The 15,579-nt window shown below is 71.7% G+C and carries 14 protein-coding genes; 10 read left to right on the top strand and 4 right to left on the bottom strand.

Annotation, left to right across the window (positions count from 1 at the left end; all coding sequences use genetic code 11):
* Nucleotides 1-29: 29 nt before the first annotated feature.
* Nucleotides 30-998 (bottom strand): SGNH/GDSL hydrolase family protein, encoded by a 969-nt coding sequence (locus tag ACGFMP_RS11405; RefSeq protein WP_393671852.1) that lies wholly within the window; start codon nucleotides 996-998, stop codon nucleotides 30-32.
* A 243-nt stretch (nucleotides 999-1,241) separates the two neighbouring features.
* Between ACGFMP_RS11405 and ACGFMP_RS11400 the strand changes: the two genes are divergently transcribed.
* The 3 genes from ACGFMP_RS11400 to ACGFMP_RS11390 all read left to right on the top strand — a co-directional run bounded on the left by ACGFMP_RS11400 (nucleotide 1,242) and on the right by ACGFMP_RS11390 (nucleotide 4,845).
* The gene (locus ACGFMP_RS11400) at nucleotides 1,242-2,504 is read left to right on the top strand and encodes a glycoside hydrolase family 10 protein (RefSeq protein WP_393671851.1); all 1,263 of its coding nucleotides are present in this window, start codon (nucleotides 1,242-1,244) and stop codon (nucleotides 2,502-2,504) included.
* Between the two features lie 41 nt (nucleotides 2,505-2,545).
* On the top strand, nucleotides 2,546-3,280 hold the full coding sequence (locus ACGFMP_RS11395) for a hypothetical protein (RefSeq protein ID WP_393671850.1): 735 nt from the start codon (nucleotides 2,546-2,548) through the stop codon (nucleotides 3,278-3,280).
* 392 nt (nucleotides 3,281-3,672) lie between these two features.
* Nucleotides 3,673-4,845, top strand: coding sequence for a methyltransferase (locus ACGFMP_RS11390; protein WP_393671849.1), 1,173 nt, complete (start codon nucleotides 3,673-3,675; stop codon nucleotides 4,843-4,845).
* A gap of 33 nt (nucleotides 4,846-4,878) precedes the next feature.
* On the opposite strand, the gene ACGFMP_RS11385 is transcribed toward ACGFMP_RS11390, so the two are convergent.
* The 3 genes from ACGFMP_RS11385 to ACGFMP_RS11375 all read right to left on the bottom strand — a co-directional run bounded on the left by ACGFMP_RS11385 (nucleotide 4,879) and on the right by ACGFMP_RS11375 (nucleotide 7,577).
* Nucleotides 4,879-5,325 carry an SRPBCC family protein gene (locus tag ACGFMP_RS11385; protein ID WP_393671848.1) on the bottom strand — a complete coding sequence of 149 codons (447 nt, stop codon included), beginning with the start codon at nucleotides 5,323-5,325 and terminating at the stop codon, nucleotides 4,879-4,881.
* Between the two features lie 197 nt (nucleotides 5,326-5,522).
* The gene (locus tag ACGFMP_RS11380) at nucleotides 5,523-6,743 is read right to left on the bottom strand and encodes a low temperature requirement protein A (RefSeq protein WP_393671847.1); all 1,221 of its coding nucleotides are present in this window, start codon (nucleotides 6,741-6,743) and stop codon (nucleotides 5,523-5,525) included.
* Between the two features lie 153 nt (nucleotides 6,744-6,896).
* Nucleotides 6,897-7,577, bottom strand: a complete 681-nt coding sequence (locus ACGFMP_RS11375) for a hypothetical protein (RefSeq protein ID WP_393671846.1) — start codon at nucleotides 7,575-7,577, stop codon at nucleotides 6,897-6,899.
* A gap of 187 nt (nucleotides 7,578-7,764) precedes the next feature.
* On the opposite strand from ACGFMP_RS11375, the gene argC reads away from it, so the two are divergent.
* The 7 genes from argC (at nucleotide 7,765) to argH (ending at nucleotide 15,567) form a co-directional block, all read left to right on the top strand.
* The gene (argC, locus tag ACGFMP_RS11370; protein WP_393671845.1) at nucleotides 7,765-8,793 is read left to right on the top strand and encodes an N-acetyl-gamma-glutamyl-phosphate reductase; all 1,029 of its coding nucleotides are present in this window, start codon (nucleotides 7,765-7,767) and stop codon (nucleotides 8,791-8,793) included.
* A 118-nt stretch (nucleotides 8,794-8,911) separates the two neighbouring features.
* A complete protein-coding gene (argJ, locus tag ACGFMP_RS11365) occupies nucleotides 8,912-10,066 on the top strand; it encodes a bifunctional glutamate N-acetyltransferase/amino-acid acetyltransferase ArgJ (RefSeq protein ID WP_393671844.1) in 1,155 nt (384 codons plus the stop codon).
* On the top strand, nucleotides 10,063-11,010 hold the full coding sequence (argB, locus tag ACGFMP_RS11360; RefSeq protein WP_393671843.1) for an acetylglutamate kinase: 948 nt from the start codon (nucleotides 10,063-10,065) through the stop codon (nucleotides 11,008-11,010). The genes argJ and argB overlap by 4 nt, the downstream gene beginning before the upstream one ends.
* Complete coding sequence (locus tag ACGFMP_RS11355) at nucleotides 11,007-12,263, top strand: acetylornithine transaminase (protein WP_393671841.1); 1,257 nt, start codon at nucleotides 11,007-11,009, stop codon at nucleotides 12,261-12,263. Before argB ends, ACGFMP_RS11355 begins: the two co-directional genes overlap by 4 nt.
* Nucleotides 12,264-12,270: 7 nt before the next feature.
* Complete coding sequence (locus ACGFMP_RS11350; protein WP_393671840.1) at nucleotides 12,271-12,804, top strand: arginine repressor; 534 nt, start codon at nucleotides 12,271-12,273, stop codon at nucleotides 12,802-12,804.
* 142 nt (nucleotides 12,805-12,946) lie between these two features.
* Nucleotides 12,947-14,143 carry an argininosuccinate synthase gene (locus ACGFMP_RS11345; RefSeq protein WP_393671839.1) on the top strand — a complete coding sequence of 399 codons (1,197 nt, stop codon included), beginning with the start codon at nucleotides 12,947-12,949 and terminating at the stop codon, nucleotides 14,141-14,143.
* The gene (gene argH, locus ACGFMP_RS11340; protein WP_393671838.1) at nucleotides 14,140-15,567 is read left to right on the top strand and encodes an argininosuccinate lyase; all 1,428 of its coding nucleotides are present in this window, start codon (nucleotides 14,140-14,142) and stop codon (nucleotides 15,565-15,567) included. The genes ACGFMP_RS11345 and argH overlap by 4 nt, the downstream gene beginning before the upstream one ends.
* The last annotated feature ends 12 nt before the right edge of the window (nucleotides 15,568-15,579 follow it).

Below are 15,579 nucleotides of genomic sequence, written 5' to 3'. Positions count from 1 at the left end.
GGCGGCGGGTGTGCCGCGGGTGGGTCGGCTCAGGTGAGGGTGTTCAGCATCGCTTCTTCGACGTGGTCGGCGGCGTTGCGGTGGCCCATGGCGTTGGGGTGCACGAAGGACAGCTGGTCGGGAAGGGTGATGAAGCCTTCGACCCACTTGGCGTCGTCGCAGACGCTGTGGTCCCGCGACGAGGTGTAGAGGTCGACGAAGCGGGCGGCGTCCTGCGTGCCGGTGGAGTCCTCGATGGCCTTGTTGAGGGGTTCAAGGACGTCCTGGCGCAGCCAGGCCAGGTCGCCCTGGGTGATCGTGCCGAATTTCGTCAGGTCGCCGAAGCCGCACTTGGCCGCGTCCCGGGGGATGACCGTGGGGTAGCCGACGGCGAGGATCTTCGCCTGTGGGGCGCGCTTGTGGAGCACGGCGAGCATCCGGTCGTATTCATGGCGCACCGTCTTCAGCCGGGCCGGGACGTCGGCGGCCAGGGCGTCCTTGCACGGGGTGCCCTTGCCCTCGTTCTCACCGCCCAGCTGCGCGCACTTGGTGAGGAAGTCGGCGAAGCCGAGGGAGTTTCCGCCCACGCCGACGGTGATGACGTCGGTGTCCGCACCCACTGCCTCGGACTGCGGGGGCACCGGGGGGAAGGGGTAGTCCGGGTCCTCCGAGAGGGGCGGCAGGTGACGGCCGATCGGATTCTGGGGTGTGTCGGTGACGTTCTCGACGGTGGCGGCGCCGCAGCTGACGTTGGTCAGTTCGAACAGGCCGCCGAGATCGCGGTCGATGACCTGGGGGTAGGACCGGTCGGTGCGCTCGCAGCCGTCGCGCGGGACTTCGAAGGTGTTGCCCGCGGCGTGGATGACCCCGGCGGTGTAGGAGTCACCCAGAGCGACCCACTGCTTCTCCGCGGCCGCGGCGCCTGGTTGGGCACCGACGATCTGTGCGGGGGCGAGCGCGCCGGCGGCGAGTGCCGCGGCCGAGCCGAGCAGGGCCAGGCGAGTACGAAAACGTGCCACGGTTTCTCCAGGTATGTGGTGCTGGTGTAGCTTTGATCGTACACGGAGAGTGACCAAAAATGGAAAGCCAATTACGGAGAGTTTCCTTGCTGGGTGTCGTGACGTGCAGGACCACCGGGACCCGGAGCAGGGCCCGGTGACGCTGCCTTCGGCCGAGGCGGGGCGCCGCGTAAGGGGGCATGGTTGCGGGCAGGGATGGACGGGGCTCAGGCCCGGCCGGTGACGCACGCTCAGGAGGCAGACATGGAACGGCTCTCACGGAGAACCCTCACCGCGGCGGCAGCCGGTGTGGCCGCTGCGGCGGCGCTGCCGGGGGTGGCGCAGGCCGCCGCCGGGCCGGCCACGGGGGCCGGCCACCGCGGACGGCACCCGCACCGCGGGGAGCTGCGCGGCATGTGGATCGCGACGGTGGCCAACACCGACTGGCCGTCCGCGCCGGGCCTGGCACCCGAGGTCCAGCGCCAGGAGCTGCTCGACCTGCTCGACCTGGCGGTGCGGCGGCGGCTGAACGCCGTGATGTTCCAGGTGCGCCCCACCGCCGACGCGTTCTGGCCGTCCCCCTACGAGCCGTGGGCCGCGTATCTGACCGGGACCCAGGGGCGCGACCCCGGCTGGGACCCGCTGGGCACCGCCGTCCGCGAGGCGCACCGCCGAGGGCTCGAACTCCACGCCTGGTTCAACCCCTACCGGGTGTCCAACAGCGCCGACCCCGCCCTGCTCGCGCCCACCCACCCGGCGCGGCTGCACCCGGAGTGGACGGTCGCCTACGGCGGCAAGCTCTACTACAACCCGGGCCTGCCCGAGGTCCGCCGCTTCGTGCAGGACGCGATGCTGGACGCGGTCCGCCGCTACCCGATCGACGCGGTGCACTGGGACGACTACTTCTACCCCTACCCGGTCGCGGGCCAGGTCTTCGACGACGACGACGCCTACGCCCGCTACGGCGCCGGCTTCCAGGACCGTGACGCGTGGCGGCGGCACAACACCGACCTGCTCGTGCGCGAGACCGCGATCCGCATCAAGGCCATCCGCCCGCAAACCCAGTTCGGCATCAGCCCCTTCGGCGTCTGGCGCAACGCCGCCACCGACCCGCTCGGCTCGGCCACCACCGCGGGCGTCCAGACCTACGACGACCTGCACGCCGACACCCGCGGCTGGGTCCGCAAGGAGTGGATCGACTACATCGTGCCGCAGGTGTACTGGAACATCGGCTTCGCCGCAGCCGACTACGCGGTCCTCGTGCCGTGGTGGTCGGACGTGGTCCGGGGCACGAACGTGAGGCTGTACATCGGGGAGGCACTGTACAAGGTGGGCGTCGCCGGCCAGCCCGCGGCCTGGCAGGACCAGGCCGAGCTGTCCCGCCACCTGACCTTCGACGCGGACCACCCGGAGGTCCGCGGCAACGTCTACTTCTCCGCCACCCAGGTCGCCGCCGACCCGCTCGGCGCGATGAGCCGGGTGGTCGCCGACCACTACCCCACCCGGGTGCGCACGCCTGCCGGATAATCCCGTCGAACGCGCGATCGGGCGGCTGCTACGGTCGTGCGGTGGCGAAACTGAACCAGATCATCGCGGTCGAGAAGGGCGTCAAGGCCAAGGCGCAGCAGGAGTTGACGGCGGCTCAGCACGACCTCCAGAAGCCGGCGCTGCTGTCGGGCATATCCAGGACCTACCAGCCCAAGGACGAGGAGGGCGAGCAGCTGCCGCCCGAGTCGACCCGGGTGCAGGTCCAGGCGGAGGGCGCGCTGCGGGCCACCGTGACGGCGCTGACCCGGCTGTTCGACGTGACCGCCACCAAGGACTGGGCGAACTGCGAGGCTCGCGCGGACGTCACCGTCGACGGCCGGGTGGTCGTCGCGGCGGTGCCGGTGTCGTATCTGCTGTTCCTGGAGAAGCAGCTCACCGAGCTGCACGCCTTCGTACGCCGGCTGCCGGTGCTCGACGGCGCCGAGTCGTGGACGCTCGACCCGTCCACCGACGCGTGGAAGACCGAACCGGTGCGCACCATCAGGACCAGGAAGGTGCCGCGCAACCATGTGAAGGCCGAGGCGACGGAGAACCACCCGGCCCAGGTGGAGGTCTACTACGAGGACGTGCCGGTCGGCTACTGGACCACCGTGAAGTTCTCCGGCGCGCTGCCGGCCCGCCGGGTCAACGAACTGCTGTCCAGGATCGAGAAGCTGCAGCAGGCGGTGAAGTTCGCTCGCGAGGAGGCGAACGGCGCCGAGGTCACCGACCAGCGCGTCGGGGACGCCGTCCTCGGGTATCTGTTCGGCAGCTGATCCCACCCCCAAGACCCCCCTCGGCCTGTGTGCCGAGGGGTGCGCGAGGAGCGCGAAGCTGAAACTGAAGTTCGTCGTGAGCGACGTCGATTCGCCGTCAATCCCAGACTCTTGCTCCAGGCTCAGCATTCGCCGCCGCTCGCCGTACCGACCGGCCACGGTCCGGGTCGTCAGGTGCCGGTTCGACTCCGGTCCGCCGCTCTCACTCCTGCGGCGGTAGTTCAATGGCAGAACGCGACGACATGACGATTGAACCGTGGGCACGACAGGTGCGGTGAGGCCTTCGGCGGCATCTCAGGGACCCGGAGGATGGACAAAACCTCCGGGTCCCGCTCCTTCCCCTGCGGCGGGCGGCGAGGACGCGGTCCCGCAGGGCCTACGCTGAGGGGATCATGCACCGATTCAGTACGCCCTGGGGCGATCTCGACCTGACCCGCTACCCGGCCGAGCCCCGTGACCAGCTGCGGGCGTGGGACGCGGCCGACGACTACCTGCTGCGCCACCTGGCCGAGTCCGAAGCCGCCGGGAGCGGACCCGCGAAGAACGGCACGACCGTGGTGCTCGGCGACCGCTGGGGCGCCCTGGCCACCGCGCTCGCCGACCGGCACCCGGTGCAGGTCTCGGACTCCTTCCTCGGACAGCAGGCGACGCGCGCGAACCTGCGACGGATCGGCGCCGAGGACCGGGTGCGGCTGCTGTCCACGAGGGACGCCCCGCCGGAGCGGGTCGACCTGCTGCTGGTCAGGGTGCCCAAGAGCCTGGCGCTGCTGGAGGACCAGCTGCACGCGCTGGCCCCGGCCGTCCACCGGGACACCGTCGTGGTCGGCGCGGGCATGGTCACCGAGATCCACACCTCGACCCTCGCCCTTTTCGAACGGATCCTCGGCCCGACGGTCACCTCGCTTGCCGTCCGCAAGGCCCGGCTCATCCACTGCACGCCCGACCCCGAGCTGCCGCGTACCGCCGGCCCCTGGCCGCTGCGCTACGCCCTGCCGGAGGGCATCGGGCCGATGTCGGGGCGTACGGTCACCAACCACGCCGGCATCTTCTGCGCCGACCGGCTCGACCTCGGCACCCGCATGCTGCTGGCCAACCTGCCGCACCGGCAGGGCCCCGACCGGGTGATCGACCTGGGCTGCGGCAACGGCGTCGTCGGCACCGCGGCCGCGGTCGCCAACCCCGAGTCCGACGTGCTCTTCACCGACGAGTCCCACCAGGCGGTCGCCTCCGCCGAGGCGACCTTCAGGGAGAACGCCGATCCGGCCACGCGCGCGGAGTTCCTGGTCGCCGACGCGGCGACCGGCGTGCCCGCGGGCAGTGCCGACCTGGTACTGAACAACCCGCCCTTCCACTCACACCGCGCGACCAGCGACAGCAGCGCGCGGTGGATGTTCGCGACCGCACGGGCGGCGCTGCGCCCCGGCGGCGAGCTGTGGGTGGTGGGCAACCGCCACCTCGGCTACCACGTACGGCTGCGGCGGCTGTTCGGGAACTGCGACGTGGTGGCGTCGGACCCGAAGTTCGTGGTGCTGCGCGCGGTCAGGCAGGCGCCCAAGGCGCACTGAGGCCGGTGGTCCCGCGGCGGCCGCGGGGCCGGGTCACGAGGCCTCGACGGCCGCCTTGATCCGCCCGGCGAAGGCGTCGGCGTCCCTGCGGGCGGCCAGCAGGGCGAGGCCCACCAGGAGCTTGCCCGCGCCGTGGCCCTCCAGGTGGTTGAAGATGGTCACCCGGGTGCCGCCGCCGGGCAGCGCCTCCAGGTCGTAGCCGCCCTCCTTGGCCGTCACGGTGTTCCTGGACAGCTCGGTCCAGCGGATCCGCGTCGGCTGCACGAACTCGGTGATCCGGAACTCGCGCCTGGTCGTCATCCCCGCGTCCTTGACGGTGCTCGCGTAGACCGTGCCGACCGCGGTGGGACCGTCCGTCGTCTTGGTGATCTCCTGCACCCGGGGGCTGAACTTCGGGTCGTTGGTGCCGTCCGCGAGGAACGCGAACACCTCCTCGATGGGTCGGTCGATCTCGACGGTTCCCTCGAACTTGCCGGCCATGGCTCCTCCTGTGTGCGCCTCGTCTGGCGTGCGGGCATCGTCGCAGAACCGGCAGGGCACCGGTGGCAGACTCGCGAGACGGGCCGCGCTTCGTACCGGAGCAGCGCCGCCGCAGGACCCCGCCCGGCGGCCCGGCCACCGCCGTCGGGACGGCGCGCGGCGGCTCCGCCGGGCCGTACCCGGTGCGGCCGTCGCCGTCAGCCCGCCGCCGGCCGGACCCGGTCACCGGGCGGCCGCGCGGCGAGCACGATGCCCGCGGCCACGGTGCACGCGGTGGCCAGTCCTGCCAGCGGTACTGCGAGGTGTCCCGCGGGGGTGCAGGCGAGTACGGCCGCAGCGCCGGCCGGCAGCACCAGGTTCTGGGCGATCCCGCGCTTGAAGTGGCGGGCGTGCACCGCCCACACCGAGAGCAGGAAGACGGCCGTCGGAATGGTGGCGCAGGCCGCCGCGGCCTGCGCCGAGAGATCCGCGTGGTGGGTGACCTGCTCGACCGCCACCTCGATCCCCGCACCGATCGCCGCGGCGGAGCCCAGCACCGCGTAGTGGCCGTACCCCCAGACGAACGCCTGCCTGTTGGAGGTCAGGTGCCGGTGGATGGGGACGGCGAAGTAGCTCCAGAAGGCGGCGAAGACGATCAGCAGCCCGCCGGCCGCGATCGGCAGCAGCAGGTCCAGCGCCGTCGACTCGTCGAGCGCGGTCTGGACGGCGACCGTGGCCGCCGAGATCGACTCGCCCAGCACGATGATGGTGAACAGGCCGAACCGCTCGGCGATGTGGTGCGGATGCCAGGACGTGCCGTGGTCGCGTTCCGCGACGGTCGGCACGGCCAGCTCGACCGCGACCAGCACCAGGAAGCCGCCGGTCCAGAAGGAACCCGGCATCAGCAGCAGCCCCACCCAGGCGAGCTGCACCAAGAGGAGGCCGGCGACGTAGCGCAGCGCGACCCGGCGTGCCGCCCCGCTCTCCCCGCGCGAGGCCCGCAGCCACTGGCAGGTCTGCGCGAGCCGCATGATCAGGTAGCCGACGACGGCGACCGCGTAGTCCGCGTCGTCGAAGGCGCGCGGGACGCCGGCGGCCAGCACCAGCACACCGGACATCTGCACCAGGGTCATGACCCGGTAGAGGATGTCGTCGACGTCGTAGGCGGAGGCGAACCAGGTGAAGTTCATCCAGGCCCACCAGATGGCGAAGAAGATCAGCAGATAGCCGGTGATCCCGTGCCCCTGCTCGCCCTCGGTGAGCGCGTGCACCAGCTTCGACCCCGCCTGCGCGACGGCCACCACGAAGCACAGGTCGAACAGCAGCTCGAGCGGTGTCGACGCCCGGTGCGGCTCGGTCCTGCTGCGCGGCCTCATCGGCACCCGGGTGACGACCTCCCTGCCGTGGCCCGCTCCCGCCGGGGTGGTCGTCTCGTCCATCGGCCTTGCGGCTCCTTCGCTCCAGAGCCGGTCCGCGCCCTGCACGCGGTTCGGCGTCGCACGATTCTTGCCGAGATCGCCACGGACATCCCGCAGGGTGCGCGGTCCGGCAAGATTCCCTGGTGCGGCCCCTGTCCGGCAGGGGAAGGAGGCTCACCGCGGTTCGGGACGATCCGGGACCGCCGGGACATCCGCCGGGACATCGGTATCGCCATGCGTCGTTCGACGGGCGGGCCGGCTCCGCGCGGTGTGCCCGACGACAGCGACGGCGGTGACGACCGCGGCGACGCGGATCACGTTCCAGGTCGTGGAGAACGTCGTCCCCTGCGTGTCGGCCTCCGTGCCCAGCCGCTGCGTGGCCTCGAAGAAGGCGATCAGCGGAACGAGCAGGCGGAAGGGAAGGCCGCCCACTCCGGGAGTCCGCGCGATGTTCCCCACGATTCCCAGGGGCGCGCCGAAGACGAAGGCCGCCATGCCCCACACGAGGATCTTCCCCCCGCTGGAGGCGCCGGATTCCATTCCGGCCGGCACGGAGGCGGCGGGCACCGCTCCGGCCGGAATGGCGGGATACATGTCCTTGAAGAGGTAGTAGGTGACCACGCCGATGGCCAGTCCCGAGGACGCCAGCAATGCCGACTTCACGGTGGACCGGTGGAGGAAGCCCACCATGAACGCGTAGCAGGCCCACGGCCAGCCGCTGGAGAAGACGATGCTCACGGCGACGGAGACGGGATCGTCCCATTTCCCTGCGACGGGGCCCACCAGGCCGAGCGGCAGACCCGCCCCGAGGGACAGGACGGCCGGTACGACGCGAGCACGCGGACTGTTCTGCATGCCGGTTGTCATACCAGGTGCCGCTCCGGGAAGGAGGTCCGCGGTGGCCTGTGGCCGCGGCCCGGTGGCCGGAGCCGGGGGACCGACCCCAGGCGGATCCGGTATTCGGGGGCGGATGGCACCGGAGAGATCTTTGCATAAAAGTGCGGCTCGCCGTATAGTCATGCCATCGATGAGGAGGGTTCCGATGGCGGTGCGTGCGGCGGTTGCCGGGGCGAGCGGGTATGCGGGCGGTGAGGTGCTGCGGCTGCTGGCCGGGCACCCCGAGGTCGAGATCGGGGCGCTGACGGCGAACTCCAGTGCGGGGCAGCCGCTCGGCGCGGTCCAGCCGCACCTGCTTCCGCTGGCCGACCGGGTGCTCCAGCCCACCACGGCCGAGGTGCTGGCCGGACACGACGTGGTCTTCCTCGCCCTGCCGCACGGGCAGTCCGCAGCCGTCGCGGAACAGCTCGGCGACGACGTCCTCGTGGTCGACATGGGTGCCGACTTCCGGCTCGCGGACGCGGCGGACTGGGAGCGCTTCTACGGCTCGCCGCACGCCGGCACCTGGCCCTACGGGCTTCCCGAGCTGCCCGGCGCGCGCACCGCGCTGGCCGGGACCCGGCGGATCGCGGTGCCCGGCTGCTACCCGACCGCCGTGTCGCTCGCGCTGGTTCCCGCCTACGCCGCCGCGCTCGCCGAGCCCGAGGCGGTCATCGTGGCCGCGTCCGGCACATCGGGCGCGGGCAAGTCCGTCAAGCCGCACCTGCTCGGCTCCGAGGTCATGGGGTCGATGACCCCGTACGGCGTCGGCGGCGGCCACCGGCACACCCCCGAGATGATCCAGAACCTCAGCGCGGCGGCCGGCACCAGGGTCGGCGTGTCCTTCACCCCGACCCTGGCGCCGATGTCCCGCGGCATCCTGGCCACCTGCACCGCCCAGGCCCGTCCCGGCGTCACCGCGGCCGACGTCCGCGCGGCCTACGAGAAGGCGTACGCGGACGAGCCGTTCGTGCGGCTGCTGCCCGAGGGCCGGTGGCCCGCCACGGCGTCGGTCCACGGCTCCAACGCCGTGCACCTCCAGGTGGCCTACGACCAGGACGCGCGGCGGATCATCGCGATCAGCGCCATCGACAACCTGACCAAGGGCACCGCGGGCGGCGCGGTGCAGAGCATGAACATCGCCCTCGGACTGCCCGAAGGCACGGGACTCTCCACGATCGGGGTCGCTCCTTGAGCGACGCGTGCGAGGCCTCAGGGCAGCAGACGACAGTGAGAGCCGCGGCTTCGTGCCGGGCGGGCACCGGCAGGGGAACCTCCCGTGCGGCGGCCCAGGCGGAGAACAGGAGACAAAGATGAGCGTGACGGCAGCGAAGGGATTCCAGGCGGCGGGCATCGCCGCGGGGATCAAGGCGAACGGCAACCCGGACCTGGCCCTGGTGGTCAACACCGGCCCGCGCCGCGCCGCCGCGGGCGTCTTCACCTCCAACCGCGTGAAGGCCGCGCCCGTGCTCTGGTCCGAGCAGGTGCTCAGGGGCGGCGCGGTCACCGCCGTCGTCCTCAACTCCGGTGGCGCCAACGCCTGTACCGGACCGCAGGGCTTCCAGGACACCCACGCCACCGCGGAGAAGGCGGCCGAGGTGCTGGGTCACAGCGCGGGCGAGATCGCGGTGGCCTCCACCGGTCTGATCGGCCTGCTGCTGCCGATGGACAAGCTGCTGCCCGGCATCGGGAAGGCCGCGGCCGAGCTGTCGGAGGACGGCGGCGAGAAGGCCGCCATCGCCATCAAGACCACCGACACCGTGCACAAGACCGCGGTGGTGCGCGACCCGGCGGGCTGGACGGTCGGCGGCATGGCCAAGGGCGCGGGCATGCTCGCCCCGGGCCTCGCCACGATGCTCGTGGTGCTCACCACCGACGCCGACGCGGACCCCGCGACCCTGGACAAGGCGCTGCGGGACGCCACCCGGGTGACCTTCGACCGGGCCGACTCCGACGGCTGCATGTCGACCAACGACACCGTGCTGCTGCTGGCCTCCGGCGCGTCCGGCGTCACCCCCGCCCACGACGACCTCGCCGACGCGGTCCGCACCGTCTGCGCCGACCTGACCAGGCAGCTGATCGGGGACGCCGAGGGCGCCAGCAAGGACATCAGGATCGAGGTCGTGAACGCGGCGAGCGAGCAGGAGGCGGTCGACGTCGGCCGCACCATCTCCCGCAGCAACCTGCTCAAGTGCGCGATCCACGGCGAGGACCCCAACTGGGGCCGGGTGCTGTCCGCGATCGGCACCACCTCGGCCGTCTTCGAGCCGGACCGGCTCAGCGTCGCCATCAACGGCGTGTGGGTGTGCAGGAACGGCTCGGTCGGCGACGACCGCGACCTGGTCGACATGCGCTTCCGGGAGGTCGTGATCACCGCGGACCTGGCAGCGGGCGACGCCTCGGCGGTGATCTGGACCAACGACCTCACCGCCGACTACGTCCACGAGAACAGCGCGTACAGCTCATGACGGCGCGCAAGCACTCCGCCCTGCCCAAGGCGCAGGTGCTCATCGAGGCGCTGCCCTGGCTGACCCGGCACAACGGCCGGGTCGTGGTGATCAAGTTCGGCGGCAACGCGATGGTCGACGAGGACCTGAAGGCCGCCTTCGCCCAGGACGTGGTCTTCCTGCGGCAGGCCGGCCTCAAGCCGGTCGTCGTGCACGGCGGCGGCCCGCAGATCAACGCGCAGCTCGACCGGCACGGCCTGGTCAGCGAGTTCAAGGCCGGGCTGCGGGTCACCACGCCCGAGGCGATGGACGTCGTCCGCATGGTGCTGGCCGGGCAGGTGCAGCGCGAACTGGTCGGGCTGCTCAACCAGCACGGACCGCTCGCGGTCGGCCTGACAGGCGAGGACGCGCACACCATCACCGCGGTCAAGCACTTCCCGACGATCGACGGCGAGTCCGTGGACATAGGCCGGGTCGGCGAGATCACGGCCATCGACACCGGCGCGATCGAGGCGCTGCTCGCCGACGGGCGCATCCCGGTGGTCTCCTCGATCGCCAGGGCCGCAGACGACGGGCACATCTACAACGTCAACGCCGACACCGCGGCCGCCGCGCTGGCCGCCGCACTCGGCGCCGAGACCCTCATGGTGCTCACCGACGTCGAGGGCCTGTACGAGGACTGGCCCAACAGCGACGACGTGATCAGCCGGCTCACCGCCACCGAGCTGGAGAAGCTGCTGCCCGACCTGTCCAGCGGCATGGTCCCGAAGATGCGCGGCTGCCTGCACGCGGTACGCAACGGCGTGAACACCGCCCGCGTCATCGACGGCCGGGTCCAGCACTCGATCCTGCTGGAGATCTTCACCGACGAGGGCATCGGCACCATGGTCGTCCCCGACGACCCGCAGCCGCCCGCGGCGGAACACCTACCGGAACAGGCCCACGCAGAAGGGGGAGCACGGTGACCACCACCACGGACACGACCGGCAACGAGGTGCTGGCCGGCCGCTGGCAGGCCGCGCTGATGGACAACTACGGCCGGCCCCGGCTGCCCCTGGTGCGCGGCGAGGGCGCGAAGTTCTGGGACGCCGACGGCAAGGTCTACCTGGACTTCCTCGGCGGGATCGCGGTCAACTCGCTCGGCACCGGGCATCCCGCGGTGGTCGAGGCGGTGAGCCGGCAGGTCGGCAGCCTCGGGCACGTCTCCAACCTCTTCATGGCCGAGCCGCCGATCGCGGTCGCCGAGCGGCTGCTCCAGCTCTTCGGGCGCCCCGGCCGGGTCTACTTCAGCAATTCGGGTGCGGAGGCCAACGAGGCCGCCTTCAAGCTCGGCCGGCTCACCGGACGCACCCGGATGGTCGCCACCGACGGCGCCTTCCACGGCCGGACGATGGGCTCGCTCGCGCTGACCGGCCAGCCGAAGAAGAGGGAGGCGTTCGCGCCGCTGCCCGGCGACGTCGTCCATGTGCCGTTCGGCGACGCGGACGCGCTGCGGGCGGTGGTGGACACCGACACCGCGCTGGTGATCATCGAGCCGATCCAGGGCGAGAACGGCGTGATCGTGCCACCGGCCGGCTATCTGCAAGCCGCCCGGGAGATCACCGCGGCCACCGGCACCCTGCTGGTGCTCGACGAGGTCCAGACCGGCGTCGGCCGGACGGGGCACTGGTTCGAGTGCCTGGCCCAGGGCGTGGAGCCGGATGTCGTGACGCTGGCCAAGGGGCTGGGCGGCGGGCTGCCGATCGGGGCAACCGTCGCCTTCGGGGCCGCCGCCGACCTGTTCACCCCCGGTGCGCACGGCTCGACCTTCGGCGGCAACCCGGTCGCGTGCGCCGCGGCGCTGGCCGTGCTGGACACCATCGCGGCCGACGGGCTGCTCGACCACGTCAAGCGGCAGGGCGAGAAGCTGCGGGACGGTATCGAGGCGCTGCGCCACCCGCTGGTCGATCATGTGCGCGGTGCGGGCCTGCTGATCGGTATCGTGCTCACCGAGCCGCTTTCCGCACCGATCCAGCAGGCGGCTCAGGACGCCGGACTCCTGGTGAACTCCGCCGTGCCGAACACGGTACGGCTCGCGCCGCCGCTCGTCGTCGGCGACGACGACACGGACGCGTTCCTCCGGGTGCTTCCCGGCGTCCTCGACCAGGTGTGGCAGGCGAACCAGCAGAACCGGGCAGCCCGGGGCACCGCCGGAGTCCGGGGGACAGACGGAGAATGACGCGACGATGAGCGAGGCGCAGCAGCACGGCGGCGGCCAGGCCGTACCGCAGACCCGTACGGCCAGGCACCGCAGGATCGTGGACATCCTCGGCAAGCAGCCGGTGCGGTCCCAGAGCCAGCTCGCCAAGCTGCTCGCCGACGACGGGCTGAGCGTCACCCAGGCGACGCTCAGCCGCGACCTGGACGAGCTGGGCGCGGTCAAGATCCGCACCAACGACGGCGAGCTGATCTACGCCGTCCCGTCCGAGGGCGGCTTCCGCACCCCGCAGGCGCCGCTCGGCGAGTCGGTCAAGGAGGAGCGGATGCGGCGGCTCGCCGCCGAGCTGCTGATCTCCGCCGAGGCCTCGGCCAACCTGGTGGTGGTCCGCACCCCGCCGGGCGCCGCGCAGTTCCTCGCCTCGGCCGTCGACACCGCCGAGGTCCACGACATCCTCGGCACCATCGCCGGTGACGACACCGTCGTACTGATCAGCCGGGACCCCGCCGGCGGCCAGAAGCTCGCCGACCATCTGCTGCGCCTGGCCCAGGGCGAGGTCTAGATCCCGTCCGCCGGTCGGGCCGCGCGCCGGCATTCCGCGCTCCGCCGTACTGCCGCAGGACACGCCGGCCTGCGGCTTTGACGAACCATACGGTGGAGTGCATACTTATACCAGTCAGCGTATGCATCGTAAGGAGAGACCCGTGACCGAGCGCGTCGTACTCGCCTATTCAGGCGGCCTTGACACCTCCGTCGCCATCGGCTGGATCGCCGAGGAGACCGGCGCCGAAGTCATCGCGGTCGCCGTGGACGTCGGCCAGGGCGGCGAGGACCTGGACATCATCCGCAAGCGCGCCATCGCGTGCGGCGCCGTCGAGGCCGAGGTCGCGGACGCCAAGGACGAATTCGCCGAGGAGTACTGCCTGCCGGCGATCCGGGCCAACGCGCTCTACATGGACCGCTACCCGCTGGTGTCCGCGCTGTCCCGGCCCACCATCGTCAAGCACCTGGTGGCGGCCGCCCGCAAGCACGGCGCCGACATCGTCGCCCACGGCTGCACCGGCAAGGGCAACGACCAGGTCCGCTTCGAGGCCGGCATCTCCTCGCTCGCCCCCGAGCTGCGCTGCATCGCCCCGGTCCGCGACTACGCGATGACCCGGGACAAGGCCATCGCCTTCTGCGAGGCCAACAACCTGCCGATCGCCACCACCAAGAAGTCGCCGTACTCGATCGACCAGAACGTCTTCGGGCGGGCAGTCGAGACCGGCTTCCTCGAGGACATCTGGAACGCGCCGATCGAGGACGTCTACGAGTACACGCAGAACCCGGCCACCCCGCGGGAGGCCGACGAGGTCGTCATCAGCTTCCGCAAGGGCGTGCCGGTGGCCGTCGACGGCCACGAGGTCACCGTCCTGGAGGCGATCCAGCAGCTCAACGCCCGGGCGGGCGCCCAGGGCATCGGCCGGATCGACATGGTCGAGGACCGGCTGGTCGGCATCAAGTCCCGGGAGATCTACGAGGCGCCCGGCGCCATCGCGCTGATCACCGCCCACCAGGAGCTGGAGAACGTCACCGTCGAGCGGGAACTCGCCCGCTACAAGCGGCAGGTCGAGCAGCGCTGGGGCGAGCTGGTCTACGACGGCCTGTGGTTCTCACCGCTCAAGCGGGCGCTCGACGGCTTCATCACCGAGGCCAACGAGCACGTCACCGGAGACGTCCGGATGGTCATGCACGGCGGCCGGGCGGTCGTCAACGGCCGGAGGTCCGGCGAGTCGCTGTACGACTTCAACCTCGCCACCTACGACACCGGCGACACCTTCGACCAGTCGCTGTCCAAGGGCTTCATCGAGATCTTCGGCATGTCCAGCAAGATCGCGGCCAAGAGGGACCTGGCCCAGTGAGCGGGCAGCAGCAGGGAGCCAAGCTCTGGGGCGGCCGGTTCGCCGACGGTCCGTCCGCCGCCCTGGAGAGGCTGTCCGCCTCCGTCCACTTCGACTTCCGCCTCGCGCCCTACGACATCGCCGGGTCCAGGGCGCACGCCCGGGCCCTCCACCGGGCCGGGCTGCTGACCGCCGACGAGCTCGACCGGATGATCGCCGGGCTCGACACGCTCGAAGCCGACGTCGCCGCGGGCGACTTCACCGGCACCATCGCCGACGAGGACGTCCACACCGCGCTGGAACGCGGCCTGGTGGAGCGCCTCGGCGCCGAGCTGGGCGGCAAGCTGCGGGCCGGCCGGTCGCGCAACGACCAGATCGCCACCCTCTTCCGGATGTACCTGCGCGACCAGGCCCGGATGGTCGGCGGCCTGATCGCCGACCTCCAGGACGCGCTGGTCGGCCTCGCCGAGGCGCACCCGAACGCCGCGATGCCGGGCAGGACCCATCTACAGCACGCACAGCCGGTGCTGTTCGCGCACCACATGCTGGCGCACGTCCAGTCGCTGTCCCGCGACGCGGAGCGGCTGCGCCAGTGGGACGAGCGCACCGCGGTGTCGCCCTACGGCTCCGGCGCGCTCGCCGGGTCCTCGCTCGGCCTCGACCCCGAGGCCGTCGCCCGCGACCTGGGCTTCGGGCGCGGCTCGGTCGGCAATTCCATCGACGGCACCGCCTCGCGCGACTTCGTGGCCGAGTTCGTCTTCATCACCGCGATGATCGGCGTCAACCTCTCCCGGATCGCGGAAGAGGTCATCCTCTGGAACACGAAGGAATTCTCCTTCGTGACCCTGCACGACGGCTTCTCCACCGGCTCGTCGATCATGCCGCAGAAGAAGAACCCCGACATCGCCGAGCTGGCCCGCGGCAAGTCAGGGCGGCTGATCGGCAACCTCACCGGGCTGATGGCCACCCTCAAGGCGCTGCCGCTGGCCTACAACCGGGACCTCCAGGAGGACAAGGAGCCGGTCTTCGACTCCTGCGAGCAGCTGGAGGTGCTGCTCCCGGCGTTCACCGGGATGATGGCCACCCTCACGGTCCACACCGAGCGGATGGCGGAACTGGCCCCGGCCGGCTTCTCGCTCGCCACCGACATCGCCGAGTGGCTGGTCAGGCAGGGCGTGCCCTTCCGGGTGGCGCACGAGGTCGCGGGGGAGTGCGTCAAGGTCTGCGAGACCGAGGGCATCGAGCTGCACGAGCTGACCGACGAGCAGTTCGCCAAGATCTCCCCGCACCTGACGCCAGAGGTCCGCGGCGTGCTCGACGTGCAGGGCGCGCTGGCGTCCCGCAGCGGGCGCGGCGGTACCGCGCCGAGCGCGGTCGCCGTACAGCTCGCCGAGGTCAAGGCGGACCTGGCGGTCCAGCACGAGTGGGCGCGGGCCGGGAAGTAGCGGCAGGCGCGG

Origin of the sequence: Streptomyces sp. NPDC049040, from assembly GCF_043197715.1 — a bacterium.
In the GTDB taxonomy this organism is placed as follows: domain Bacteria; phylum Actinomycetota; class Actinomycetes; order Streptomycetales; family Streptomycetaceae; genus Actinacidiphila.
This window is presented reverse-complemented; position numbering and strand designations above follow the sequence as displayed.